This is a genomic window from Aeromonas genomosp. paramedia (assembly GCF_023093515.1).
In the GTDB taxonomy this organism is placed as follows: domain Bacteria; phylum Pseudomonadota; class Gammaproteobacteria; order Enterobacterales; family Aeromonadaceae; genus Aeromonas.
In genome coordinates, this window is sequence record NZ_JAAROG010000011.1 from 64,503 (window position 1) to 89,706 (window position 25,204).

Annotated in this window: 18 protein-coding genes; 6 read left to right on the plus strand and 12 right to left on the minus strand. The window is 61.2% G+C overall.

Annotation, left to right across the window (positions count from 1 at the left end; all coding sequences use genetic code 11):
- The 12 genes from uup to HB860_RS06885 form a co-directional block, all read right to left on the minus strand.
- On the minus strand, nt 1-1,911 hold the full coding sequence (gene uup, locus HB860_RS06830) for an ATP-binding cassette ATPase Uup (RefSeq protein WP_247626151.1): 1,911 nt from the start codon (nt 1,909-1,911) through the stop codon (nt 1-3).
- A 68-nt stretch (nt 1,912-1,979) separates the two neighbouring features.
- Nucleotides 1,980-2,210 (minus strand): glutaredoxin family protein, encoded by a 231-nt coding sequence (locus tag HB860_RS06835; RefSeq protein WP_247626152.1) that lies wholly within the window; start codon nt 2,208-2,210, stop codon nt 1,980-1,982.
- Nucleotides 2,210-4,381: a bifunctional 23S rRNA (guanine(2069)-N(7))-methyltransferase RlmK/23S rRNA (guanine(2445)-N(2))-methyltransferase RlmL gene (gene rlmKL, locus HB860_RS06840; RefSeq protein WP_247626153.1), complete on the minus strand. Its 2,172-nt coding sequence runs from the start codon at nt 4,379-4,381 to the stop codon at nt 2,210-2,212. The genes HB860_RS06835 and rlmKL overlap by 1 nt, the downstream gene beginning before the upstream one ends.
- Nucleotides 4,382-4,666: 285 nt before the next feature.
- Nucleotides 4,667-5,203 carry a cell division protein ZapC gene (locus HB860_RS06845; protein ID WP_247626154.1) on the minus strand — a complete coding sequence of 179 codons (537 nt, stop codon included), beginning with the start codon at nt 5,201-5,203 and terminating at the stop codon, nt 4,667-4,669.
- A gap of 85 nt (nt 5,204-5,288) precedes the next feature.
- Nucleotides 5,289-6,299, minus strand: a complete 1,011-nt coding sequence (pyrD, locus tag HB860_RS06850) for a quinone-dependent dihydroorotate dehydrogenase (RefSeq protein WP_247626155.1) — start codon at nt 6,297-6,299, stop codon at nt 5,289-5,291.
- Between the two features lie 46 nt (nt 6,300-6,345).
- On the minus strand, nt 6,346-11,187 hold the full coding sequence (locus HB860_RS06855) for an NAD-glutamate dehydrogenase (protein WP_247626156.1): 4,842 nt from the start codon (nt 11,185-11,187) through the stop codon (nt 6,346-6,348).
- A 449-nt stretch (nt 11,188-11,636) separates the two neighbouring features.
- Nucleotides 11,637-11,858 (minus strand): DUF2835 family protein, encoded by a 222-nt coding sequence (locus tag HB860_RS06860; RefSeq protein ID WP_139434462.1) that lies wholly within the window; start codon nt 11,856-11,858, stop codon nt 11,637-11,639.
- 63 nt (nt 11,859-11,921) lie between these two features.
- Nucleotides 11,922-14,546 (minus strand): aminopeptidase N, encoded by a 2,625-nt coding sequence (gene pepN / locus HB860_RS06865; RefSeq protein ID WP_247626157.1) that lies wholly within the window; start codon nt 14,544-14,546, stop codon nt 11,922-11,924.
- A gap of 139 nt (nt 14,547-14,685) precedes the next feature.
- Nucleotides 14,686-16,698: a carboxy terminal-processing peptidase gene (prc, locus tag HB860_RS06870; protein WP_139434458.1), complete on the minus strand. Its 2,013-nt coding sequence runs from the start codon at nt 16,696-16,698 to the stop codon at nt 14,686-14,688.
- An 8-nt stretch (nt 16,699-16,706) separates the two neighbouring features.
- On the minus strand, nt 16,707-17,345 hold the full coding sequence (proQ, locus tag HB860_RS06875) for an RNA chaperone ProQ (protein WP_139434456.1): 639 nt from the start codon (nt 17,343-17,345) through the stop codon (nt 16,707-16,709).
- 101 nt (nt 17,346-17,446) lie between these two features.
- Nucleotides 17,447-17,905 carry a GAF domain-containing protein gene (locus HB860_RS06880; RefSeq protein WP_005329612.1) on the minus strand — a complete coding sequence of 153 codons (459 nt, stop codon included), beginning with the start codon at nt 17,903-17,905 and terminating at the stop codon, nt 17,447-17,449.
- A 111-nt stretch (nt 17,906-18,016) separates the two neighbouring features.
- Nucleotides 18,017-18,475, minus strand: a complete 459-nt coding sequence (locus HB860_RS06885; protein WP_247626158.1) for a hypothetical protein — start codon at nt 18,473-18,475, stop codon at nt 18,017-18,019.
- A 282-nt stretch (nt 18,476-18,757) separates the two neighbouring features.
- Between HB860_RS06885 and ccoN the strand changes: the two genes are divergently transcribed.
- From ccoN to HB860_RS06915, 6 genes are all read left to right on the plus strand, one after another.
- Nucleotides 18,758-20,182, plus strand: coding sequence for a cytochrome-c oxidase, cbb3-type subunit I (ccoN, locus tag HB860_RS06890; RefSeq protein WP_106886751.1), 1,425 nt, complete (start codon nt 18,758-18,760; stop codon nt 20,180-20,182).
- 18 nt (nt 20,183-20,200) lie between these two features.
- Nucleotides 20,201-20,815: a cytochrome-c oxidase, cbb3-type subunit II gene (gene ccoO, locus HB860_RS06895; RefSeq protein ID WP_106886750.1), complete on the plus strand. Its 615-nt coding sequence runs from the start codon at nt 20,201-20,203 to the stop codon at nt 20,813-20,815.
- 11 nt (nt 20,816-20,826) lie between these two features.
- Nucleotides 20,827-21,006 (plus strand): cbb3-type cytochrome oxidase subunit 3, encoded by a 180-nt coding sequence (locus HB860_RS06900; RefSeq protein WP_005329633.1) that lies wholly within the window; start codon nt 20,827-20,829, stop codon nt 21,004-21,006.
- Nucleotides 21,006-21,983, plus strand: a complete 978-nt coding sequence (gene ccoP / locus HB860_RS06905) for a cytochrome-c oxidase, cbb3-type subunit III (protein ID WP_247626159.1) — start codon at nt 21,006-21,008, stop codon at nt 21,981-21,983. Before HB860_RS06900 ends, ccoP begins: the two co-directional genes overlap by 1 nt.
- A 125-nt stretch (nt 21,984-22,108) precedes the next feature.
- On the plus strand, nt 22,109-22,597 hold the full coding sequence (locus tag HB860_RS06910; protein WP_247626160.1) for a FixH family protein: 489 nt from the start codon (nt 22,109-22,111) through the stop codon (nt 22,595-22,597).
- Between the two features lie 89 nt (nt 22,598-22,686).
- On the plus strand, nt 22,687-25,071 hold the full coding sequence (locus HB860_RS06915; protein ID WP_247626161.1) for a heavy metal translocating P-type ATPase: 2,385 nt from the start codon (nt 22,687-22,689) through the stop codon (nt 25,069-25,071).
- Nucleotides 25,072-25,204 lie beyond the last annotated feature (133 nt).

Sequence of the window (25,204 nt, forward strand, 5' to 3'; positions counted from 1 at the left end):
TTAGTCTTGATGTTTCAACGCTTCCAACTCCTCCCAACGGGAGAAGGCGTGTTCCAATGCGGACTCTGCCGCATGCAATGCATCCAGTTTGGACTGGGTCTGCTCCGCCGGCAGGGAGAAGAACCCGGGATGGTTGATCTCCGCCTGCAGGGCATCGAGTTCCGTTTCCAGCTGTTCCAGCCGGGCTGGCAGATTATCCAGCTCCAGTTGCAGCTTGTAAGAGAGTTTGCGTGTTTTTTTCACCGGCTCAGCCGCCAACGCGACAGGCTCTGCCACCTTGGCCGCAGCCGCCTTGGTCGCCTGTTGCTGACTCTGCAGAGCCCGGGTGGCCATCATGTCGGCATAGCCGCCCACGTAGTCGCTGATCCGCCCGTCCCCTTCAAACAGCCAGCAGCCGGTCACCGTATTGTCGATGAAGCGGCGATCGTGGCTGACCAGCAGCAGGGTACCGGGGTAATCGGTCAGCAGCTCTTCCAAAAGTTCCAGCGTTTCGACATCCAGGTCGTTGGTTGGTTCATCCAAAATCAACAAGTTACTGGGTTTGAGGAACAGCTTGGCCAACAGTAGACGGTTTTTCTCGCCCCCTGACAAGGCCTTGACCGGGGTCCGCGCCCGTTTGGGCTCAAACAGGAAGTCCTGCAGATAGCCCAGGATGTGGCGGGAGCGGCCACGCACCATCACTTCCTGCTTGCCCTCCCCCACGTTGTCCACCACGGTCTGCTCGGGATCGAGCTGCTCGCGGTACTGATCGAAATAGGCCACTTCCAGGTTGGTGCCGCCCTTGACCCGCCCGCGACTCGGCTCGAGCTGACCCAGCAAGAGCTTGATGAGGGTGGATTTGCCGCAGCCGTTGGGGCCGACCAGGGCAATCTTGTCGCCCCGCAGCACCTGCAGATCCAGCCCCTGGAACAGGGTGCGATCGCCAAAGTCCAGGCCGAGCCCTTCGGTCTCGAACACCAGCTTGCCGGAGCGGTTGACGTCGTCCAGCTGCAGCTTGGCCTTGCCCTGCAGCTCGCGGCGCTGGGAACGCTCCATGCGCATCGCCTCGAGGGCGCGCACCCGGCCTTCGTTGCGGGTGCGGCGGGCCTTGATGCCCTGGCGTACCCACACCTCTTCCTGGGCCAGCTTGCGGTCGAACTCGGCGTTTTTCAGCTCCTCGACCCGCAGCCACTCCTCCTTCCCTTGCAGGTACTGATCGTAATTGCCGGGCCAGGAGGTGATGGCGCCCCGATCGAGATCGATGATCCGGGTCGCCAGCTTGTGGATGAACTCCCGATCGTGGGAGATGAAGACGATGGCGCCGCGAAAATCCTTGAGGAACTCTTCCAGCCAGTTGATGGCGTCGATGTCCAGGTGGTTGGTCGGCTCGTCCAGCAGCAGCAGATCGGGGTCGCAGGCGAGCGCACGGGCCAGGGCCACCTTGCGCAGCCAGCCACCGGATAAACTGTCGAGGGTCACGTCGGGATCCAGCCCCAGCAGGGTCAGCACCTGATTGATGCGGGTCTCGAGCTGCCAGCCGTTCTGGTAGTCGAGCTGCTCCTGCAATTCGCTCATCTTGCGGATGTTGGCGTCGGAGGGATCGTGCCCCAGCTCCAGGGAGATGTGGTGGTACTGCTTGAGCAGCTCCCCCACCCCGGCCAGCCCTTCGGCGGCATAGTCGAACACGGTCAGCTCGCTCGAGGCGGGAGGATCCTGCTCGAGACGGGTCACCTTCAAGTCCTGCTGCAACACCAGACGGCCGTCATCCAGAGACAATTCGCCCGCGATGACCTTCATCAGGGTGGACTTGCCCGCCCCGTTGCGTCCCACCAGACAGAGGCGCTCGCCGCGCTCTATGGTCAGCTCGGCATTGTCGAGCAGCGGGAAATCACTGAACGACAGACAAGCGCCGTGCAATGTCAAAAGTGCCATGTTTGTTCCTTGTTACTTATGAAAAAACGGGCGGCAGACTCTGCCCCCGTTTCATCGTCAAATCAGTCTCACCCCTGATGGGCAAGCCAGTCCTTGAGCTGTGTCAGGGTGAAGGGCCAGCCCAGTTCGCGGCCGGCGTCATCCCGCAGCACCGGGATGCGCACCCGGTAGGCCGCAAGCCACTGCTCGTCCTCCAGAATGTCACACTGGCGAGTACTGGCGGCAAGGCCGGCCTCCTCCACCAGCGCCCAGGCCTGTTCGCACAGGTGGCAGCCGTCGGTGTGAAACAGGGTCAGCATCAGGCCTGCGTCTCGGCGTGGGTGATGATCCAGCAGTTGTGGATATGCTGGTTGCGCTCGAAATCCTTCGGCCGGGTCTTGCCGGTGATGTTCTGGGCCTTGAGGCCAGCGGCCTCGAGACCGGCCAGATCCATCTTGAAGTGACGCTTGTTGTTGGAGAACACCAGGGTGCCGTCCGCCGCCAGCAGGCGCTTGAGGTGCTGCATCAGCAGCAGGTGATCCCGCTGCACGTCGAAGCTCTCGTCCATCCGTTTGGAGTTGGAGAAGGTGGGCGGATCGATGAAGATGAGATCGTACTGCTCATCCGCTTCCGACAACCACTTCAGGCAGTCGGCCTGGACGAACTTGTGCTGGCGGCCCACCAGCGAGTTGAGCCGCATGTTGTCCTGCGCCCAGTTGAGGTAGGTGTGGGACATGTCCACCGTGGTGGTTTCGCTCGCCCCGCCAAGGCCTGCGTGCACGGTGGCACTGCCGGTGTAGGCGAACAGGTTCAGGAAGCGCTTGCCGCGGGCCATCTGACCCAGCATGCGACGGGTCTGACGGTGATCGAGGAAGAGGCCGGTATCCAGGTAGTCGTAGAGGTTGACCCACAGACGGGCGCCGTACTCCTGCACCTCCATCCGGTGCTGCTCTTCGGAGAGCTTCTGGTACTGCTGCTTGCCTTCCTGACGCTCGCGCACCTTGAGGATCACCTTCTCGCCGTCCATGCCGGTCACCTTGATGGCGGCCTGCACCATATCGAGCAGGCGCTGACGGGTCTTCTGGGCGGGGATGTCCTTGGGCGCGGCGTACTCCTGCACCACCAGGTAGTCCCGATAGCGGTCGATGGCGGCGTTGTATTCCGGCAGGTCGGCGTCATAGAGGCGATAGCAGTCGATCCCCTCCTTGCTGGCCCACTTCTCCAGGGTCTTCAGATTCTTGCGCAGACGGTTTGCAAAGTCCTGGGCGACCTCTTTCTGGGAGGCCACGGAGTCGAGGGCAATCTGGTAGTTGCGCAGCTGGCACTCCAGCGCTCCGTTGAACAGACGATACTGCTTGTCCGCCCGCAGGCGCAGGCAGCTCAGCAGCTCAGGGGAGGCAGACAGTATGGTGACCTTCCAGCCCTGGAAGCTGCGGCGCAGGGCATCGCCCAGGGCCTGGTGCACTTCCAGCAGGGCCGGGAACTCCCCCAGACGCTCGCCATAGGGCGGGTTGGAGATGAGCATGCCGATCTCGCGGGCCTCCCCTTCCACGGCAGACATCGGCAGCGGGTTCTCGAGCGCGGTCACGTCGGCCTGCTTGAAGGTGATGAGGTGGGCCACCCCGGCCGCCTTGGCGTTGTCACGGGCCTTCATCAGCACGCGAGGGTCGGCATCGCAGCCAAACAGCTTGGCTTCGCAGCGCTGCATGCCGCGCTTGGCACGCACCTGGGCTTCCATCATCAGGCTCTGCCACAGTTCGCCATCGTGTTGCAGCCAGCGATCGAAACCGAAGCGTTCCCGGCGCAGGGCCGGCGCCATGTCGGCGGCGATGAAGGCCGCTTCGATGAGCAGGGTACCTGAGCCGCACATGGGGTCCATCATGGGCTCGCCGGTCCAGCCGCTGCGGGCGATCATGGCGCAGGCCAGGTTCTCTTTGAGCGGCGCCTCGCCTGTGCCCTGACGGTAGAAGCGCTGGTGCAGCGCCGGGCCGGACAGGTCCAGGGTGATGTTGGCCTTGCACTTGCCCAGGTGCGCCATGATGCGGATGTCCGGCGACTTCTTGTCGACGTCCGGGCGCACGTGGCCACGCTTGGTGAAGCGGTCGACGATGGCATCCTTGATCTTGAGCGCGCCGTACTGGGTGTTGCGAATGGCCGGGTTGGTACCGGTGAAGTCCACGGCTATGGTGGCGGTGCCGGGGAAGTGCTCTTCCCAGGGAATGGTGTGGGCGCCGAGATAGAGATCCAGATCGTCGTTCATCTGGAATTCGGAGAGCACCAGCACGATGCGGGAGGCAAAACGGCTCCACAGGCAGGCCTTGTAGCCAATGGCCAGTTCGCCTTTGAAGTGGACGCCGGCCACGGTCTCACGGACCTGTTCCGCGCCCAGGGTGGTCAGCTCGACGGCCAGCAGGTTTTCCAGCCCCTTGGGGCAGGTTGCAAAAAATTCTTTCATCACGCTCACGGGGATGCCATAAAAATAGTGCCGCATTATACCTTATCGGCCCGCACTCGGCATCCGAACCTTGGGGTTCGCGCGAATATAAAGGGGGCTGGCCGGCGCAATTCCCCCCGTCCTTGCTCTTGTTGCAGGCACAGAGGGCGCGGGCAAGACGATGCAACTCAATATCCAGTGCAGAAGGGATCACGTCAAACGGCGACGAAGTGACCCAGGGAAGCTGCCGCAACGGTATGGGAGAGATGAGCAATAAATAACCGGTTTCGGTTATTTCGAGGGCGTATGAATATCAACCAAAAATAACGTGCAGAGGCAGTATCAGCTGACCTGTCGATATTGTGCCTGGGCACGGGTCCTGGTCTGCATCCGGTTATTCATCACCTTGATCACCGCGAACCTTGGCAGGATCTTGCTGGCGGTCAGCACCAATTCCTCGGTCAGGTTCAGGCAGACGCTCGCCTGATCGCCGGCCTCGATGACCATGAACTCTCCCCTGCCATGGGGAGTCTCCATCCACACCAGGGAGCCCATATCAGTCAAGCAATGAGCCTGCTGTTCATGAAAGAACCAGCTTTGTGGCATCAGGGGTTTATAAAAGCGGCTGACGGCGATGGCATTGAGTACCAGCTGAACCTGATGGGGAACACTCCAATCGAGTTCGGCGGCCTTGTCCATCAGCTGATAATAGAGGGCAGCATCGTCGACACAAAAAGGCTGGGTCGTGAAGGAGCTGGGGACGAGTTGTCGCCCCTTATATTCGGTGGCGAATATCATGCGATCGGATAAATCCAGCATCAGACGGTCATCCTGAGCATCATAATGCCACTGCCAATTGTCATTGGGTTGGATACACATGGAGTTGCCCTTACTTAAGCCGTTTCTCGACTTTATTCCATGTCGAGAATTTGAGCAACTTTAAATAAGGGCAACCGGTTATCTTTTAAATATGGGTAACGATCTCTTTGACCAGACTCGGGCCCTTATAAATAAAGCCACTGTAAATCTGGACCAGACTGGCACCCGCCGCTAATTTCTCCCGGGCGGCCATGGCGCTGTCAATACCGCCCACCCCTATGATAGGCAGAGCCCCATTGAGGGCCTTGGCCAGCAGGCGGATCACCTCTGTGCTCTTGTGCTGGAGCGGACGACCACTGAGACCCCCTGCTTCACCGGCATGGGGCATGTCATAAATCATGTCGCGCTCCAGGGTGGTATTGGTGGCGATGACCCCATCGATCCCGTTTTTGATCAAGGAGGCGGCAACCTGATTAATTTCATCCAGGCTGAGGTCGGGGGCAATTTTAACGGCTAGCGGCACGTACTTCTTATATTGCGCGGCCAGCTCCTGCTGGCGAACCTTGAGGGCAGCCAGCAATTCATCCAGCGCCTCGCCATATTGCAGCGAACGCAGCCCCGGGGTGTTGGGGGAAGAGATATTGACGGCAATATAACCGGCATGATCATAAACCTTGTCCATGCAGATCAGATAATCGTCCTTGCCCTGCTCGAGGGGGGTGTCCTTGTTCTTGCCGATATTGATGCCGATCACCCCCTGATATTTGGCCTCTTTCACCTTGGCCACCAGATGATCGACACCCTTGTTGTTGAATCCCATGCGGTTGATGATCCCTTCCGCCGGAATTACCCGGAACAACCGCGGCTTGTCATTTCCGCTCTGGGGCTTGGGGGTCACAGTGCCTACTTCAATAAAGCCGAACCCCATGGCACCAAATGCGTCGATACACTCCCCGTCTTTATCGAGGCCGGCCGCCAGTCCCACCGGATTGGCGAAATTAAGCCCCATGACAGTGACGGGGCGTTGGGGGAGTGAATGACGGAAGAAACAATCGAGCGGTGTACCGAGAAGGCGGGGCAAATACTTGATGGAGAGATCGTGTGCCTGTTCGGGATTGAGTTTGAACAGAAAATGCCTGGCGAGGGGGTACAGCATGTTTGCTCCTTAAAAAAGCCCCGGCAACTGGCCGGGGCTTTTGGGGTTATGCCGAGGTTCGGCAATTCAACTGGAGCAGGTTCAACTCTCGCAAGGCCACCGAGAACTTGGCGAACTCGTGGGTGCTGGTGGTCTTGAAGTCGGCCAACATATGGGTCCAACGGGACAAGAGTTGCTCATGCTCCGAAATCCAGTCGGCCAGTATGGTAGCGCATTCTCCCTGCTCTTTGCACCCTTCCAGTACCACTGAGGTGAGGCTGCGTTGCTGCCAGTCCAGATCCTCGCGGAAGGAGGCCCGCGCCATCGCCTGCCAGTGGTTGCCCACCGGCTGATGGTTGATCTGCTCGAGGAACCAGTGCAGATCCAGCTTGGCGCCGAGGCGATAGTAAACGTTGGCGGCGCGCAGGATGTCGGTCTTGTGCTCCGCGGCAATCTGCGCCAGATCCAGGCTGGAGAACAGGCTGCTCATGTGGGCCACCCGACGGGCGATGGCTTCCGGTACCTGTTTGGCCACCAGGGCGGCGACGGCCTGGCGATGCTCGGCCACTTCGCTCTCGTCCATCACCTCGTAGAGGTGCTCCCCCAGGGTCTCGAAGGCCGGGCGGAAGAAGGCGATGTTCTCGCCGATGCTCCAGCTGCGGTTGCGGGCACGCAGGAACCAGCGAGTGGCCCGGCGCACGATGCGGCGGCTGTAGAACATCAGCTCGAGCTGGGTGTTGGCGTCCACCAGGTTGTCACAGCCTTCGATGTCGCGCCACAGGGTACCCAGACCGAACACCTCCCGGGCCATGGCGAAGCAGCAAGCCACTTCGGCCACCGAGGCACCGGTCTCGTCCTTCATCCGGCTGGCGAAGTTGAGCCCCATGTCGTTGACCAGTATGTTGGCCACCCGGGTCGCGATGATCTCGCCCCGCAGCGGGTGCTGAGCCAGCTCGGCACCGAACTGCTGCTGCAACTGGGCCGGGAAGCTGGTGACCAGCATGTTGGCGAGGAAGGGCTCCTCGGTCACTTCCGGGCAGTTGAGCTGCTCTTTCAGTACCATCTTGCCGTAGGCCACCAGCACCGCCAGCTCGGGACGGGTCAGCCCCTGCCCTGCCGCCATCCGCTCGGAGAGCTCCTCGTCGGAGGGCAGGAACTCCAGCGCACGGTCAAGCTTGCCTTCGCGCTCCAGCCCCTGGATGAAGCGTTGCTGCTCTTTCAACTGCTCGGCACCACGGAAGGCGGTGACCGAGATGGACTGGGACTGGCGATAGGCGTTGGTGATGACGATCTGGGCCACGTCGTCGGTCATCTCGCACAGCATCTGGTTGCGCTGCTTGAGGGTCATGTCTCCTGCGGCCACCAGCTGGTTCAGCAGTATCTTGATGTTGACCTCGTTGTCGGAGCAATCCACCCCGCCCACGTTGTCGGTGAAGTCGGTGTTGATGTGACCGCCCTGGCTGGCGTACTCCACCCGGCCAAGCTGGGTGAAGCCGAGGTTGCCGCCCTCGCCCACGATACGGGCACGCAAGTCACGGCCATTGACCCGCAGCACGTCGTTGCTGCGATCCCCCACGTCGGCGTCGCTCTCGCGGGCGCTCTTCACATAGGTGCCGATGCCGCCGTTCCAGAGCAGGTCGACATTGAGGCAGAGCAGCGCCTTGATCAGCTCGTTCGGGGCCATGCTGGCCTTGTCGGTGCCGAGCAGGGTCTGAATTTGCGGGCTCAGCTTGATGGACTTGGCGGAGCGCAGGAAGATGCCGCCCCCTGCCGAGATGAGCTCCCGGTTGTAGTCATCCCAGCTCGAACCCGGCAGCTCGAACAGGCGCTTGCGCTCGACGAAGCTTTTGGCCGCATCGGGAGTCGGGTCGATGAAGATGTGCATGTGGTTGAAGGCGCCCACCAGCTGGGTGTGCTCGGAGAGCAGCATGCCGTTGCCGAACACGTCGCCGGCCATGTCACCTATCCCCACGCAGGTGAAGTCGGTGGTCTGGCAGTTGACGCCGATCTCGCGGAAGTGACGCTTGACCGATTCCCAGGCGCCGCGCGCCGTGATGCCCATCTTCTTGTGGTCATAACCGACCGAGCCGCCTGAGGCGAAGGCATCGCCCAGCCAGTGGCCGTATTCCTGGCTTATCTCGTTGGCGATGTCGGAGAAGGTGGCGGTGCCCTTGTCGGCGGCCACGACCAGGTAGTAGTCATCCTCGTCGTGACGCACCACGGATTTGGGCGGGATCACCTCCCCCTTGATGATGTTGTCGGTGACATCGAGCAGGCCGCGAATGAACAGGCGATAGCAGGCCTTGCCCTCTTCCTGGATGACGGCACGGGGCGCCCCCGCCGGCATCTGCTTGCAATAGAAGCCGCCCTTGGCGCCGACCGGCACTATGACGGTGTTCTTCACCTGCTGCGCCTTGACCAGACCCAACACCTCGGTGCGGAAGTCCTCCTTGCGATCGGACCAGCGCAGGCCGCCACGGGCCACCTTGCCCCAGCGCAGATGCACCCCTTCCACCCGCGGCGAGTAGACGAAGATCTCGAATTTCGGCAGCGGCAGCGGCATGTCGGTGATGCTGGAGGGGGCCAGCTTGAAGGAGATGTAGGGCTTGGCCTGACCCTCCTGATCCGGCTGGTAGTAGTTGGTGCGCAGGGTGGCGTCGATCATCTCCATGTAGCGGCGGATGATGCGATCGTCATCCAGGTTGGCCACCTGATCCAGCTTGGCGGCGAGCTGCTCGTGCAGCTTGGCCTGTACCTTGGCATCCTGCTTGATGGCGGGATTGAGGCGCTGCTCGAACAGGGTGAACAGCAGCTCTGCGATGTCGGGGTAACGGGTCAGCGTCTCCTCGATATAGGACTGGCTGAAGGAGACGCCGGTCTGGCGCATGTATTTCGCATAGGCGCGCAGCACAGAGACCTGACGACCGGTGAGGCCGGCCCCCAGCACCAGACGGTTGAAGCCATCATCTTCCAGGGTCTTGTTCCAGATGGCGGCGAAGGCCTGCTGGAAGCGCTGCTGGCTCTGGGCCAGATCGAATGGCTGATCGCCGCGCAGCAGCATGGAGAAGTCGAGGATCCAGAAGATCTCGCCGCTCGGGGTCCGTACCTGATAGGGCGTCTCACCGATGACGCGCAGCCCCATGTTTTCCAGCATGGGCAAGACGTCCGAGAGGTGGATGGGCTCGGTGCGGTGGAACAGCTTGAGGCGCACCCGGCGATCGTTCTCTTCTTCCTGGGCGCGGTAGAACAGCATGCCGAGGGGTTCGGCTTCACTCAGGCCATCGAGGGCCATGATGTCGGCCACGGCAGAGCCCGGCAGCACGTCTTCCTTGTAGGCGCGGGGGAAGGCGGTGCTGAAACGGCGGCGCAGTTCGTTGCCACGGGCCTCCCCATAATGGGAGAGCAGCACGGAATCCAGGCGGTCATCCCAGCTGCGGGCCGCTTCAATCAGGTTGTTCTGTACTTCGTTCACATCTACATCCACGTTGTTGTTGTTGACCCGCACTATGTAGTGGGTCCGAGCCAGCACGCCTTCGGTGAAGTAGACGTTGAACTCCACCTCTTCGCTGCTGCCAAAATACTTCTGCAAGATCTGCTGGGTCTTGATCCGCAGCGCCGTGTTGTAGCGCTCCTTGGTGACATAGACCATGCAGGAGAAGAAGCGGCCGTAGACATCCCGGCGCACGAACAGGCGCAGCATGTCGCGCTCCTGCATCTCCAGCACCCCAAGACCGGTGGCCAGCAGCTCCTCTTCCCGGGCCTGGATCAGCTCGTCGCGGGGATAGGTCTCCAGCACGTTGAGCAGCGCCTTGTAGGCGTGGGAGCCCTTCTCGTGACCGGAGGCGGCCATGATGCGCTCGAGGCGGTGGCTGATGAGGGGGATCTGGGTGGCGCTGGTGTTGTAGATAGAGGAGGCGTAGAGACCGATGAAGCGATCTTCCCCCACCACCTTGCCGTGTTCGTCGAAGCGCTTGATGCCGATGTAGTCCACATAGGCCGGGCGGTGTACCCGGGACTTGCTGTTGGACTTGGTGAGGATCAGCAAATCGGAGCTCAGGGCGGCGTGACGGGCGCTGGCGGGCATGTTGCCAAGGCGCTGCCCCTCGTCCTTGATGGAGTTCTTCATCAGCCCCAGGCTGGAGTCCGGCAGCGGCAGGATCTCGTGATCCCCCTCCACCGCCTTGACGTCATAACGGCGATAGCCCATCAGGGTGAAGTTGTGGGCGGCGACCCATTTCAGGAAGGCGACACAGGAGTCGACGTCTGCCTGACTGACCGGGTTCTTGCGCTTGGGCAGCTCCTCGATGATCTCGTTGAGGCGACCCAGCATGGGCTGCCAGTCCCCGACCGCCAGGGCCACTTCCCTCGCCACCGAGTTGAGCTCGGCGGTCAGGGCATCCATCTGTTCCTCATCCGTCAGATGATCGATCTCGATGAGGAAGGCGGTCTCGACCGAGGTCTGGGAGGCCGTGTTGTCGAGATCCAGGATGGCGCCTATCTTGCCATCGCCGCCGCGAATGAGGTGCAGCGGCTGGTGCAGCATCATGTGGGCCGTGATACCCCGGCGCTTGAGCGCCATGCGGATGGAGTCCACCAGGAAGGGAGAGTCCTGCAGGATGATCTCGACGATGGTATGGGGAGACTGCCATCCGTGGCGGGTCAGCTCGGGGTTGTAGACCCGGATATAGGGCTCTGTGCTGGTGCGCTGGTTGAGCGCATTCCACAGGCTGAGCGCCGCCCCGTAGAGATCGCTGTCATTGCGATCGTGCAGGTCGGTGCTCGCCATGTTGCCGTAGAACTTGGCGACGAAGCACTCGACCAGGGAGGCACTGTTCTTGGGCAATTTCTGATGGATCAGGCTGAGAACGTTTTCGAGCAGAACTGAGGTAGGGGCGTCTTTCAATGCCATTGCTAGTTTCCTTATCGGACGACATCACAGACACGGCGACATCCACCCAGGATGCGCGCCGGTACAGAGTTGCTGCGAAGTGTAATGACTTGGATCGCGGAAGGCGAGCAAAGGTGATAACGGGATGTTAAAAACAAGGGGCAGATCACGGCTTGGGTTGTGATAAATTTTGCCAAGTCGCTAAAATTTAGAAAATCGCACTGGTTGTAAGGCAATTTACCGGATAGATAGTGACTTAAAGCAGATATTTACCCGGAATATTGTTCATGTTTTGTTAATTTATGCGTTTTGGGCTGACGGAGCGCTCATCGTCCTGTATTTGGCGTCGCAAGCAGGCGTATTCCCCTCTACAGGAGGCTTACACGAGCGGTTCGACTACGGCAAGCGACCCTTTCGAGGCAGAGGCCACCGGGATGAGCCGAGAAGGGCGCCGCTCCCTTCGACTCGCCTCAGGCGAGCCTCTCCAGGCGAACAAAGCGGTGATCTTCCTGGGTGACCAGCCGAAAGTGACCGTGCACCCCGTTGACGCTGACGAAGGAGCGGATCTTTTCCAGGCCCAGCTCTATGGTCAACCCCTGCTCGGTGCGCACCACCAGGCGTCTGGCCTGGCCCTGGTACATCAGCATGATCTCGTCACGGCTGAGGGCCAGCCGAAAGGTGTACTGCCTCATTCCCCCTCCTCTTGATGAAAAACGGGCAGGAGAGCCTGGCTCCCCTGCCCGTGACCGGCACCCTTATTGCGCCAGTGCCTTGCTTACCTTCTCGAACAGATCCCGCGCCAGCCCCTCGAGGTTGGCCAGACGGGTCAGCTCGGCCCGGACGAGCGCCTTGCGCCCCTCATCCAGTCGCTTGAACTGGATGAGCGGGGTGATGAGGCGGGACGCCACCTGGGGATTGACCTCGTTGAGAGCGATCAAGAGATCGGTCAGGAAGCGATAGCCGCTGCCATCCACCGCGTGGAACTGCACCTGGTTGTTCATGGCGAAGCTGCCGATGAGCGCCCGCAGCCGGTTTGGGTTGCGGATGCTGAAGGTGGGGTGGCTCATCGCCTGTTTCACCTCATCCAGCACGTCGGCGGCAGGCTTGCAGCCCACCAGGCGCAGCCAGTTGTCCAGCACCAGGCCGTCATGGGCCCACTTGCCCTCAAAATCGGCCAGCAGTGCGGCGCGGCATGGCAGCAGATAGCCGTTGGCCACCTGCAGCGCCGCCAGGGTGTCGGTCATGTTGTCGGCGGTGGCATACTGCTCGCGCACCAGTGCATCGGCCTGCTCCGCATCCAGCGCCGCCAGATAGCCGAGCACCACCCCCTTGAGGACGCGCTTGGCGGTGTCGGCATGGATCACCCTGTACCCCGTCAGGCGCAGGCTCTCATAGGTAGCCGCCAGACGCGCGCCGAAGGCCTCGGCGAGCTGGCCATGGATGGCATCCCGTACCCGATGGATGGCATCGATATCGGCCACCTCGAACAGCTCGGCCAGGGTCGCCTCACCGGGCAGCGCCAGGATCTCCGCCTTGAGGGCCGAGTCCAGCTCGGCCTCGTCCAGAATGGCGACGAAGGCCGCCAGCAGGGTTGGGGAGAGCACAACCCCCTGCCCTTGCTGCACCCGTGCCACCCCGTCGATGACCGCCTTGTTGATCAGCATCTGGGCCGCATCCCAGCGGGCAAACTCGTTGCGGGCATGGCGCATCAGGAAGGCCAGGGCCTCGTCGCTGTAGTCATAGTGCAGCTTGACCGGGGCGGAGAAGTCCCGCAGCAGGGAGGGCACCGGCTTGACCTGCACCCGATCGAACAGGAAGGTCTGCTCTTCTTCCAGCACGTCGAGCACGTTGCCGATGGCCTTGCCCTGGTACTGCAGCGCAATGACGTCACCCTGCTCGTCATAGAGTTCGATGTCGAGGGGGATATGCAGCGGCAATTTTTGCGGCTGATCCTGAGTCGGCGGCGTGTGCTGACGCACGTGCAGGCGATAGACGCCACTGGCGGCATCGTAGTCGTCGGTCACGGTCAGCTCGGGGGTGCCGGACTGGCTGTACCAGCGGCGGAAGCGGCCGAGATCCACCCCGGAGGCATCCTCCATCGCCTGCACGAAGTCATCGCAGGTGGCGGCCGAGCCGTCGTGACGCTCGAAGTAGAGGCGCATGCCGGCCTGGAACTTATCCTCCCCCAGCAGGGTGTGCAGCATGCGGATCACTTCAGAGCCCTTCTCGTAGACGGTCAGGGTGTAGAAGTTGTTCATCTCTATCACCACATCCGGGCGAATGGGGTGAGCCATGGGGCCGGCATCTTCGGCAAACTGCGGACCGCGCACGGTACGCACGTTGTTGATGCGGTTGACGCCGCGTGAGCCCAGATCCGAGGAGAACTCCTGATCCCTGAACACCGTCAGCCCCTCCTTGAGGCTGAGCTGGAACCAGTCGCGGCAGGTGACACGGTTGCCGGTCCAGTTGTGGAAGTATTCGTGGGCGATGACCCGCTCTATGCCGTGGTAGTCGCCGTCGGTGGCGGTGGCCGGGTTGGCCAGCACGAACTTGGAGTTGAAGATGTTGAGCCCCTTGTTCTCCATGGCGCCCATGTTGAAGAAGTCCACCGCGACAATCATGTAGATGTCGAGGTCATACTCGAGGCCGAAACGCTGCTCGTCCCAGCGCATGGCGTTGATGAGGCTCTCCATGGCGAAACCGGCTCTGTCCAGGTTGCCCTTGTCGACGAAGATCTCCAGGGCCACCTTGCGGCCGCTTTGGGTGGTGTAGCTACCCCGCTCAACGTCGAAGTCGCCGGCCACCAGGGCAAAGAGGTAGCTCGGCTTGGGGAAGGGATCCTGCCACTGCACGAAGTGGCGACCGCCATCCAGCTCGCCGCTTGCAACCTTGTTGCCGTTGGAGAGCAGATAGGGGTATTTCGCTTTGTCTGCGGTGATCCGGGTGCTGTAACGGGCCAGGATGTCGGGCCTGTCCAGGTAATAGGTGATGCGGCGAAAGCCCTCCGCCTCACACTGGGTGCAGTAGGCATCGCCGGACTTGTAGAGCCCCTCCAGCGCCGTGTTGGCGGCCGGATCCAGATCCGTGACTATGGTCAGCACGCACTCGGCGGGCAGGTTGAACAGGGTCAGGCTGCTCTCCCCCTGCTCGAACCGGGTGAAGGGGACGCCGTCCACGCTGACGCTGTGCAAGACCAATCCTTCCCCGTCCAGCACCAGGGGCTCGTTGTGCTCGCCGCTGCGACGCAGCCGGGAGATGGCGGTCACCCTGGTCAGGGGCTCCTGCAGCTGAAAATCGAGATCGAGGCTGTCGATCCAGTAGAGGGGCGCCCGGTAATCCTGGCGATACTTGGCCGTCATGGCCTGGGAGTGATCGGTCATTATTGTCTGCTTCCACGCATTGTTATCAACGTGTCAGAGGCTGTCACAAGGATCCCGCAGGGTCAAATAGTTTGCATTCAGCCAAAAGAGAGGGCGACCTGAGTCGCCCTTGCATTCATGTGGATGTCACCCTGGACACTCAGCCCTTGCTGAGTCTCGCCAGATCCGCCGTGATGTTCGCGGCTTCGATCTGATACTCGTCGGGGGCCTCGAAATCGGCAGGCAGTTCATCCAGGCTCTTCACCGTCGGCTTGCCAAGGCGGGTCAGTCGCTCGTTGGCTCGCGCCAGCGCCTTCTCGTCCTGCTTGGCTTGATCCGCCAGTCGCTCGGCTTCGTTCAGGGAGACCGACTTCTTGTCCTTGTCCTCCTGATACTCCTTGATGTCCTGCATCACGTAGGCAAATTCAGGATCCTTGGCGATCCGTGCCTCGTGAGCCGACTTCAACCTGGGCAGCAGACTGGAGAAGTCCCCCAGCTTGTCGTAACTGGCCGAAGCTATCTTGTCCCAGGGCAGGGCGTTGAACTCCCGGCTCTCCCCGGTCTCGTCCGGCGAGACGGCGGTCGGGAAGTCTATGTCCGGCGCCACCCCCTTGTTCTGGGTGCTGCCGCCATCAATCCGGTAGAACTTGGCGATGGTGTACTGCACGTGACCCAGCGGCTGCTCGTAGAAGTCGTAGACCTTGGCGAGGCTGCGATGCTGCTGCACCGTCCCCTTGCCGAACGAGTTCTCGCCGAGGATCAGGGCGCGGCCGTAATCCTGCATGGCGGCGGCGAAGATCTCGGAGGCCGAGGCGCTGTAGCGGTCGATCATCACCGACATGGGACCGCCGTAGTAGACGTTGCCGTCATCGTCACCGTTGACGGTGATACGACCCATGTGATCACGAATTTGCACCACGGGACCACTGGCGAAGAAGAGACCGCTCAGGGCGGAGGCTTCCGTCAGGGCACCGCCGCCGTTACCGCGCAGGTCGACGATGAGACCATCGATCTTCTGCTTGTTGAGGCTGGAGAGCTCCTTGATGACGTCGTCATGGAGATTGACGTAGAAGCTCGGGATCTCGAGTACCCCTATCTTCTTGCCTTCGGCGTTGATCACCTTGGACTTGGCGGCCCTGTCTTCCAGGCGCACCTTGTCGCGGGTCAGCTCCACCAGCTCGGTCTTGGCGGTCGCGCCCTTGCCGCGCTGGATCTCCAGCTTCACCTTGCTGCCCTTGGGTCCCTTGATGAGTTCGACCACGTCATCGAGACGCCAGCCGATCACATCGACAATCTTGCCATCGTCCTGCCCTACCCCGGTGATCTTGTCATCGGGTTTGAGGTGGTTGGACTTGGCCGCCGGGCCGCCGGGCACCAGGGAGCGGATGACGGTGAAGTCATCTTCCGCCTGCAGCACGGCACCTATGCCCTCCAGCGAGAGGTTCATCTCGGTGTTGAAGCGATCGGCGCTGCGCGGCGAGAGGTAGCTGGTGTGGGGCTCGATGGCACGGGCGAAGGAGTTCATGAAGAGCTGGAACACATCCTCGCTCTCGGTCTGGGACATTCGCTTGATGGCGTTGTTGTAACGCTTGCCAAGCAGCTCCTTGATCTCGGGCCACTCCTTGCCGCTGAGCTTGAGGCTCAGGGCATCGAACTTGACCCGTTGACGCCACAGCTCGTTGAGCTCGGCCTCGTCTTTGGGCCAGGGAGCCCCTTCCCGATCGAAGATGTAATTGTCAGGCTGGGTGAAATCCAGGGGAGTGTCGAGCAGTTTGAGGGCGTATTCGAACCGCTCGTAACGCCGCTGCTGACTCAGGTTGAACATCTCGTAGGCCGGAGCCAGGCGCCCTCTCTCGAGGTCGGTGTCAAAACCGGTACGGTACTTTTCAAAACGACTGATGTCAGAGGCCAGAAACAGGTTGCGGCTGTAGTCCAGATTCTCCAGATATTTGTCAAATATCACGGAGGAAAAGGCATCGTCCAACTTGAACTGTTTGTAGTGAGAGCGGGTAAACAGATTGGCAATTCGCTTGCTGGCCGTAGCATGTTGGCTCTCCTGAGCCAACACAGGCAAATCACTTTCCTTGAGCACCGGCTCGATGGCCTGTGCGAGCCCGGCGAGCGCCAGGCTACAGGCAACGAGGGAAAAACGAATCACGCCATGCTTCAACATTCGTCTCCTTAGAGAACCAGATGCTCGAACTTGACCCGCAACATCATGCCGGTCTGCAATTGAACCTGTACGTCATCCTTGGTCACTTCCTTGATGGTCGCAGGCACGGGAGACTTGCCCAGCACGACGCGCACGCCCTGATCCACTTTCAGGGTGGCGGCATCCACTTTGACCAGGGGAGCATCGGCTACAGGCGCGGCCTTGGGGGCGGACCTGGGCTTGTCGGAGCGAGGAGCATCGGCCTTGCGCGGCGCGTTGCGGCGCGGCTGCTTGGGCTTGTCTTCCTTCTCCTTGGTGTTGGTGCGGCGGCTGGCAAAGACACGCTCTTTGCTCTCCTTGAGGGCCTGTTTGGCATGTTCGATGTGCTCTTCGGTCAGCAGCTCACCGGGGTTGCCATCCAGATCGACACGGGCCTGGCCAGCCTTGAGGCCATGCAGGTAACGCCAGCTGGAGGTGTATTGACGCAGAGCAGAGCGCAGCATGGTCTTGGAGACTCTCTCGTCATCAGCAAGACGCGCGGCCAGATCCTGGAAGATGCCAATCTTGAGTGGCTTGGCCTCTCCTTCAGCGATGAAGCAGGCCGGGAATTTCTCGACCAGGTAGGCAACGATCTCTTTACTGTTCTTCAGCTTTTCAGTGTTTTCCATGTATAACCTTGGCTTTCATATAGACGCACGGGCATGCCCGAACACAACAAAGGCCCTATTATAGAGAGCTTGGGACCTTTTGCGAACCATCTAGCAATGACTTAGAGCATGCTTTCCAAAATTTGCACCGTTTCTTCGAGGCCAATCCGGTCCTCCTGGTCGAAACGGTTAAAAATCGGACTATCCACGTCCAGCACCCCGATGATCTCACCACCGCGACGCAGCGGAATCACGATTTCCGAATTGCTGGCGCCGTCGCAGGCGATGTGACCCGTGAACTGGTGTACGTCGTCCACCAGCTGGGTCTTGCCCTCGGCCACCGCCGTACCGCAGACGCCGCGGCCCACCGGAATGCGCACGCAGGCCGGCTTGCCCTGGAAGGGGCCGAGCACCAGGGTCTCCCCTTGCAACAGGTAAAAACCGACCCAGTTGATGTCGGCCAGCTCCTGATTGAGCAGGGCAGACAGGTTCGCCAGGTTGGCAATCAGGTCGGGTTCACCCTCCAGCAGCGCCTGGGCCTGTTGGTTGAGGGTGCGATAAAATGCTTGTTTTTCAATCATGATTAAATGAACTTCACTCCTTGATAATGAATGCAAGGTACCGACCTGCCTGAAAAATTCAAATCAAATTTCACTTCTCCCCCCTCCTGGGCCGCAAACGGCAGCCTGCTGTCAGGGGGAAACCCCCAGCGCCAGTTGCTGGCGCTGGCCATTGCTCCACTCGATATTGAGCAGCCACTCCATGGCATCTGTGGTGCAACTTCCTACCTGAGCGGCCCCCTGCCAACCCCCCTCCTTCGCCTCGAGCTGCACCGGGATGACCCCCATGAACATGGTCCTGCCCTCCAGCCAGGCCTTGATGGGGGTGATGGCGGGGGAGCCCCCCTGAAGACGCAACACAAAGTCATGTTCAGGGCGGATCGGCAAGCCATCTATGCTGGCCGTCAGGGGCTTGTCACCGACCAGAAGGGCACAACTGCTGTGGGACAGATCACAAATCTGATCATTTGTTCCCGTCGTCTCCCCGCCCGGCGATGCCGAAAACCAGGTCCGATAGGCCATCAGGGAGAGTAAAATGGCCAGCACCATGGTCAAGTGCACGATTTTGCGTGAAGTGAGTCTCTCTTTCATGAAAAAACAGCCCTGTAAGGTACTTTAAAAATGCGATTTTCGTGATCTCGCGCAAGGTAAAAAACCAGGGAGCGCGGGACCCGCTGGAGCCAAATATATCACTGTTTGTACTGTTATTTTACCGGTCAGTTCAGTATCATTCTCAATGAATTTTCATTTAACCACCTTTTGCTTTTCCTTTTATTAACAGATGTTAACGGGAGGATTTGGCAAATCAGGGGTGAAAATGGCCCCGATTACCGGGCGAAAAACAAACAACAGCATCGGAAGCGGAATACAACGATGAGCCATACAACAAACCACCCTGAGTACAACTACACCGTTGTGCGCCAGTTCACCGTCATGACGATTGTCTGGGGAATTGTCGGTATGTCGGTTGGTGTACTGATCGCAGCCCAGTTGATCTGGCCTGCCCTCAACTTTGATACCCCCTGGCTGACCTACAGCCGCCTGCGTCCCCTGCACACCAACGCCGTCATCTTCGCGTTTGGCTGCAGCGCGCTGATGGCCACCTCCTTCTACGTGGTACAGCGTACCTGTCAGGTCAGGCTGTTTGGCGGCCCGCTCGCCTCCTTCGTGTTCTGGGGCTGGCAGGCGATCATCCTCGCCGCCGCCATCACGCTGCCACTGGGATACACCACTTCCAAGGAGTATGCCGAGCTGGAGTGGCCCATCGACATCGCCATCGCCGTGGTCTGGGTGAGCTATGCCATCGTCTTCTTCGGCACCCTGGTCAAGCGCACCACCTCCCACATCTATGTGGCGAACTGGTTCTTCGGGGCCTTCATCATCACGGTGGCGGTGCTGCACATCGTCAACAACATGGAAGTGCCGCTCTCGGGCATGAAGTCCTACTCCATGTACTCAGGTGCCATGGATGCCATGGTGCAGTGGTGGTATGGCCACAACGCGGTCGGCTTCCTGCTCACCGCCGGCTTCCTCGGCATGATGTACTACTTCGTGCCCAAGCAGGCGGGGCGCCCGGTCTACTCCTACCGCCTCTCCATAGTGCACTTCTGGGCGCTGATCTCCCTTTATATCTGGGCCGGTCCGCACCATCTGCACTACACCGCCCTGCCCGACTGGGCCCAGTCCCTGGGCATGGTGATGTCCCTCATCCTGTTCGTCCCCTCCTGGGGCGGCATGATCAACGGCATCATGACCCTGTCTGGTGCCTGGCACAAGTTGCGCTATGACCCCATACTGCGCTTCCTGATCGTCTCCCTGTCGTTCTACGGCATGTCCACCTTCGAAGGCCCCATGATGGCCATCAAGACGGTCAACGCCCTCTCCCACTACACCGACTGGACCATAGGTCACGTCCACTCCGGTGCCCTGGGTTGGGTTGCCATGGTCTCTATCGGCGCCGTGTATCACCTGATCCCGAACCTGTTCGATCAGGGCCGCATGTACAGCATCCGCCTGATCAACGTCCACTTCTGGCTGGCGACCGTGGGCACTGTGCTCTACATCGTCTCCATGTGGATTTCCGGGGTGATGCAGGGTCTGATGTGGCGTGCGGTCAACGATGACGGCACCCTGACCTACAGCTTCGTGGAGGCGCTGCAAGCTTCCTATCCCTTCTACTTCGTGCGCTTCCTGGGTGGCTGCTTCTTCGTCACCGGCATGCTGCTGATGGCTTACAACGCCTATCGCACCGTCACTGCGCCCAAGGGTTCCCTGGAACCCGTCGCACAGCCAGCCTGATCTGAAGGGGTTTAAAGCATGAGCAACAACAACCGTCACGAAATATTTGAAAAGAGCGTCCCCATGCTGGTGATAGGCATCATCTTTGCCATCAGCCTGGGGGGCCTGGTCGAGATCACGCCGCTGTTCTTCCAGAAGCAGACCAACGAGCCGGTGGAGGGCCTCAAGGCCTACACCGCCCTGCAGATGGAAGGACGCGACATCTACATCCGCGAAGGCTGCACCGTCTGCCACAGCCAGATGATCCGCCCGTTCCGCGCCGAGACCGAGCGTTACGGCCACTACTCGGTCGCCGGTGAGAGCGTGTGGGAGCACCCCTTCCTGTGGGGCTCCAAGCGTACAGGCCCGGATCTGGCCCGGGTCGGCGGCCGCTACTCCGACGACTGGCATCGCGCCCACCTCATCAACCCGCGCGACGTGGTGCCGGAATCCAACATGCCCGCCTTCCCCTGGCTCGAAACCAACGTCCTGACCGGTGAACTGACCGGCAAGAAGCTGGCGCTGTTCCGGGATCACTTCGGGGTGCCCTATACCGATGCCGACATCGAAGGTGCGGCCGAGGCAGTCAAGGGCAAGACCGAGCTGGATGCCCTGGTGGCCTATCTGCAATCACTGGGTCATGCCCTGAAATAAGGAGTCGGGATATGGATTACGGCACATTTCGCGGCCTGTACACCCTGCTGCTGATGATCATCATGATCGGCATCATCGTCTGGGCATACAGCAAGCGCCGCAAGGCCTCCTTCGATGAGGCTGCCAACCTGGTCTTTGCCGATGACGAGCAACCCAGTGCTGATAACAAGAACGCAGGAGCGAAGCAATAATGAGCACTTTGTTTAGCATTTTTGTGACCGTCATAAGTCTGGGCACCATACTCGGCTGCTTCCTGCTGCTGATGTGGTGCATGAGGGACAAGATGGGGACCGAAGAGGGCAAGCCCATGGGGCACACCTTCGACGGCATAGAGGAGATCAACAACCCCCTGCCGAAGTGGTGGTCCTATATGTTCCTCTTCTTCATCGTCACCGGTCTCATCTACCTGCTCGCCTTCCCGGGTCTGGGCAACTTCAAGGGGTTGCTGGGCTGGCAGAGCTCCAACCAGGACGTTCGCTCCCTGGCAGAATCCAAGGCGGCGGCAGCCTCTGCCAAGGATGAAGGGCGCGCGGTGGAGTACGATCGGGAACTGGCCAAGGCCGACGAGGTCTATGGCGCCAAGTTCCGCGAGCTGACCTACCAGGCCGATGGCAAGAGCTACAAGGAGATCACCGAGATCGCCAAGGACCCGGAAGCCCTGAAAGTGGGTCAGCGTCTGTTCCTGCAGAACTGCTCCCAGTGCCACGGCTCCGATGCCCGCGGTGGTCGCGGTTTCCCGAACCTGACCGACAGCGAATGGCAATGGGGCGGCGCGCCCGACCAGATCAAGACCACCATCATGGGCGGTCGCCAGGGGGTCATGGCCGCCTGGGGCGAGATCCTGGGTCAGGACGGAGTCAAGGAAGTGGCCTCCTACGTGCTGAGTCTCTCCGGCCGCAAGGTGGATCTGGTGGAAGCCAAGAAGGGTGAGGTGCGCTTCGCCATGTGCGCCGCCTGTCACGGCCCGGACGCCAAGGGCGGCATCGCCTTCGGCGCGCCGGATCTCACCAACAACACCTGGTTGTACGGCGGCTCCCGTCAGGTGGTCGAGCAGACCATCACCCACGGGCGTCACGGCGTGATGCCGGCCTGGAAGGATATCCTGGGAGAAGACAAGGTCCACCTGCTGGCGTCCTATGTCTACAGTTTGTCCCACCAGGCGCAGTAAAATAAGCAGTAACATGTGATAAGCACGTGATTACTCAGCAAAAAGCCTCGACTCTTCGAGGCTTTTTGTTATCTTGTGTTGGCTAGAATCCCTCCATTTCGTTAACCATTTGTTTCGGTAGCACCATGACTCAACCCTGGTATCGCCAATTCTGGCCCTGGTTCATCATCGCCCTCCCCTGTGCCGCCGTGGTAGGCAGCATCGCCACCGCCATCATCGCCAGCAAGGATGGGGTCAACCTGGTGGCGGAAGACTATTACAAGCAGGGCAAGGAGATTAATCAGGATCTCAGCAAGTTCAATCGCGCCGAGGCCCTCGGCATCCGGGTCGAGCTCTCGGTCAGCGACAAGGAGCTGACCCTGAAGCCGCTGTCGGGGGAGATCCCCGCCGGTCAGGCGCTTCACCTCTCCCTGTTCCACCCGACCCTGGCCGGCCTGGACAGCGATCATCTGCTCACTGCCGATGGCAAGGGAGTCTATCGCCTGATGCTGGACAAGCCCCTCAGCGGCAAGTGGCACATCCGGGTCGATGCCTTCAACCACGAGTGGCGCCTGCAAGAGACGGCGCAGCTGCCGACCAAGGCCCCGGTGGAACTCGATCCCAGGGGACGCTGAGCCCGGGATGAGCGGCAGCGTTCATCCAGGCATGACGGCGTCCTCCCTTATCTCGCCCGCACGGGCAGCTTCCAAGAGGGATAATGACCATGACCGGCTGTTTTCACTGTGGTGAACCGGTTCCCACTGGCAGTGACTTTACCCTGGAGATCAAGGGGATAGTGCATCCCATGTGCTGTCCTGGTTGCCAGGCCGTGGCACAGACCATTCTCGAATGCGGCCTTGCCAGTTACTACGAGCACCGCACCGCCCCCGGCATCAAGGGGGAGCTGGTCCCCAGCGAGCTGGCGGCCCTCACCCACTACGATCTGGCCGAAGTGCAGCAGGAGTTCGTCACCGAGACCGGCACCCTGCGGGGGATCCAGCTCAGCGTGGAAGGGCTGACCTGCGCCGCCTGCGCCTGGCTCATCGAGCGCCACCTGATGGGGCTCGCGGGTCTTCACTATGTCAACGTCAACACCACCACCCACCGCGCCCGCATCAAGTGGGATCCGGACAGGCTCTCGTTAAGCGACATCCTCAAGGGATTCGCCAAGATTGGCTATCGCGCCTATCCGTTCCAGACCCACAGCCAGGAGGCCCTCTACGCCCGCGAGGTGCGCAGCTACATGTTCCGCATGGCGCTGGCCGGCCTCGGCTCCATGCAGGTGATGATGTGCGCGGTGGCGCTCTACATGGACCTCTTCATCAGCGTGGAAGAGGAGTTCATGATCTACTTCAAGTGGATAAGCCTGCTGCTCTCCACCCCCATCATGATCTACTCGGCCCAGCCATTTTACGCAGGGGCCTGGCGCAGCCTGAAACAGGGCCATCTCTCCATGGATGTCTCGGTGTCGCTGGCCCTCATCGGCGCCTTCGTCGCCTCCATCTGGGCCACCGTCTTCAACACGGGTGAGGTCTATTACGACTCCATCACCATGTTCGTCTTCTTCCTGCTGCTGGGGCGCCTGCTCGAGTTGAGAGCGAGGCGCAAGGCATCCGAGTCCAGCTCCAACCTGGCGCGCCTGGTGCCCATCATGGCCACCCGCATCGATGCAGATGGCGAACACGAGGTGGCCGCCAAGACGCTGCGGGTGGGGGACAGGGTCCGGGTGCTGGCCGGGGCAACCCTGCCGGCAGACGGCATCATCACCCTGGGGCAGGCCAGCCTCAACGAAGCCATGCTGACCGGCGAGCAACTGCCCCTGCTCAAGCAGGCGGGGGATCCCGTCTTCGCCGGCACCATCAGCACGGATGCGCCGCTGGAGATCCGGGTCAGCCACCCCATCGAAGAGTCGCGCCTCGCCCAGATCATGCGGCTGCAGGACAGCGCGCTCGATGACAAACCAGCCATCGCCCAGCTGGCGGATGTGCTCTCCCGCCATTTCATCCTGGTGCTGCTGCTCATCGCCGCCGCGGTCTGGACCTTCTGGCACTTCCATGCCCCGGAGCGGGCCTTCTGGGTCACCCTGTCGGTGCTGGTGGCCACCTGCCCCTGCGCCCTGTCGCTGGCGACACCGACGGCGCTCACCTCGGCCACCGCCCACCTGACCCGCAGCGGCATACTGCTGCGCCGCGGCCATGTGCTGGACGTACTGACCCGGGCCAACCGCATCGTGATGGACAAGACAGGTACCCTGACCACGGGCAACATCAGCCTGGTGGCCATTCACCCCCTGGCCGGGATCGCTGAAACGGACTGTCTGGCCATCGCCCGCGCCCTGGAAGCCTACTCCGAACACCCCATAGCCCGCGCGTTTCGCAGCAAGGGGGCAGACGATGCCGTGCTGCCGGCAGCCAGCGAGGTGACCCCCGTCATCGGCCACGGCATCCAGGGCAGGATAGCGGGCAAGCATTACCGCATCGGCAGCGCCCGCTGGCTCGGGCTGGCTGATGAGCAGGAGGCGACCCAGGGGCTGGCCATCTATCTGGCCGACGAGACAGGGCCCCTGGCCCGCTTCACCCTGGCCGACACGCTGCGTGCGGATGCCGGTGCCCTGATCCAGGCCTTCAAGGCGGCCGGGCTGCAGACCACCATCCTCACCGGCGACAGCTCCCCTCAGGCCGACGCCGTGGCCCGTGAGCTCGGAGTCGATGAACTGGTGAAAGGGGTTACCCCCGATGGCAAGCTGGCCTACCTCAAGGCCCGGGAAGCGGCGGGAGAGATCAGCATCATGGTGGGGGATGGCATCAACGACGCCCCGGTACTGGCCGGTGCCCATGCCTCCTTCGCCATGGCGGGCGGCACGGATCTGGCGAAAAACAGCGCCGACGCCATACTGCTGGCGGACGATCTCTCCCGCCTGCTGGCCGCCCGCGCCCTGGCGCTGCGCACCCGCAGGATCATCCAGGAGAACTTCGCCTGGTCCATCGGATACAACCTGCTGGTGCTGCCGCTTGCGGCCAGCGGCTGGCTGCCCCCCTATCTGGCGGCGGCGGGCATGTCGCTGAGCTCCCTCATCGTCGTCACCAACTCCATGCGCCTCAATCGATGAGCCTGCGCTGGAAAATGCTGAAAATGTGGCCAGCCTCCGATGCAGGCCACATTTCTCGCCGATAGCGGCTGGCCCCTTGCCCGAACAGGGTTACCATGGGGGTCGATTGCCACGGATGAATGCCAAGGTAGCT

Excerpts from the sequence above, each read along its gene's own strand:
- HB860_RS06880 (WP_005329612.1), bottom strand. The coding sequence starts at position 17,905 with ATGATTGAAAAACAAGCATTTTATCGCACCCTCAACCAACAGGCCCAG.
- proQ (WP_139434456.1), bottom strand. The coding sequence starts at position 17,345 with ATGGAAAACACTGAAAAGCTGAAGAACAGTAAAGAGATCGTTGCCTAC.
- uup (WP_247626151.1), bottom strand. The coding sequence starts at position 1,911 with ATGGCACTTTTGACATTGCACGGCGCTTGTCTGTCGTTCAGTGATTTC.
- HB860_RS06915 (WP_247626161.1), top strand. The coding sequence starts at position 22,687 with ATGACCGGCTGTTTTCACTGTGGTGAACCGGTTCCCACTGGCAGTGAC.
- ccoP (WP_247626159.1), top strand. The coding sequence starts at position 21,006 with ATGAGCACTTTGTTTAGCATTTTTGTGACCGTCATAAGTCTGGGCACC.
- HB860_RS06860 (WP_139434462.1), bottom strand. The coding sequence starts at position 11,858 with ATGAGGCAGTACACCTTTCGGCTGGCCCTCAGCCGTGACGAGATCATG.
- rlmKL (WP_247626153.1), bottom strand. The coding sequence starts at position 4,381 with ATGCGGCACTATTTTTATGGCATCCCCGTGAGCGTGATGAAAGAATTT.
- HB860_RS06835 (WP_247626152.1), bottom strand. The coding sequence starts at position 2,210 with ATGCTGACCCTGTTTCACACCGACGGCTGCCACCTGTGCGAACAGGCC.
- pyrD (WP_247626155.1), bottom strand. The coding sequence starts at position 6,299 with ATGCTGTACCCCCTCGCCAGGCATTTTCTGTTCAAACTCAATCCCGAA.
- ccoN (WP_106886751.1), top strand. The coding sequence starts at position 18,758 with ATGAGCCATACAACAAACCACCCTGAGTACAACTACACCGTTGTGCGC.
- prc (WP_139434458.1), bottom strand. The coding sequence starts at position 16,698 with ATGTTGAAGCATGGCGTGATTCGTTTTTCCCTCGTTGCCTGTAGCCTG.
- pepN (WP_247626157.1), bottom strand. The coding sequence starts at position 14,546 with ATGACCGATCACTCCCAGGCCATGACGGCCAAGTATCGCCAGGATTAC.
- HB860_RS06845 (WP_247626154.1), bottom strand. The coding sequence starts at position 5,203 with ATGTGTATCCAACCCAATGACAATTGGCAGTGGCATTATGATGCTCAG.
- HB860_RS06910 (WP_247626160.1), top strand. The coding sequence starts at position 22,109 with ATGACTCAACCCTGGTATCGCCAATTCTGGCCCTGGTTCATCATCGCC.
- ccoO (WP_106886750.1), top strand. The coding sequence starts at position 20,201 with ATGAGCAACAACAACCGTCACGAAATATTTGAAAAGAGCGTCCCCATG.
- HB860_RS06900 (WP_005329633.1), top strand. The coding sequence starts at position 20,827 with ATGGATTACGGCACATTTCGCGGCCTGTACACCCTGCTGCTGATGATC.
- HB860_RS06885 (WP_247626158.1), bottom strand. The coding sequence starts at position 18,475 with ATGAAAGAGAGACTCACTTCACGCAAAATCGTGCACTTGACCATGGTG.
- HB860_RS06855 (WP_247626156.1), bottom strand. The coding sequence starts at position 11,187 with ATGGCATTGAAAGACGCCCCTACCTCAGTTCTGCTCGAAAACGTTCTC.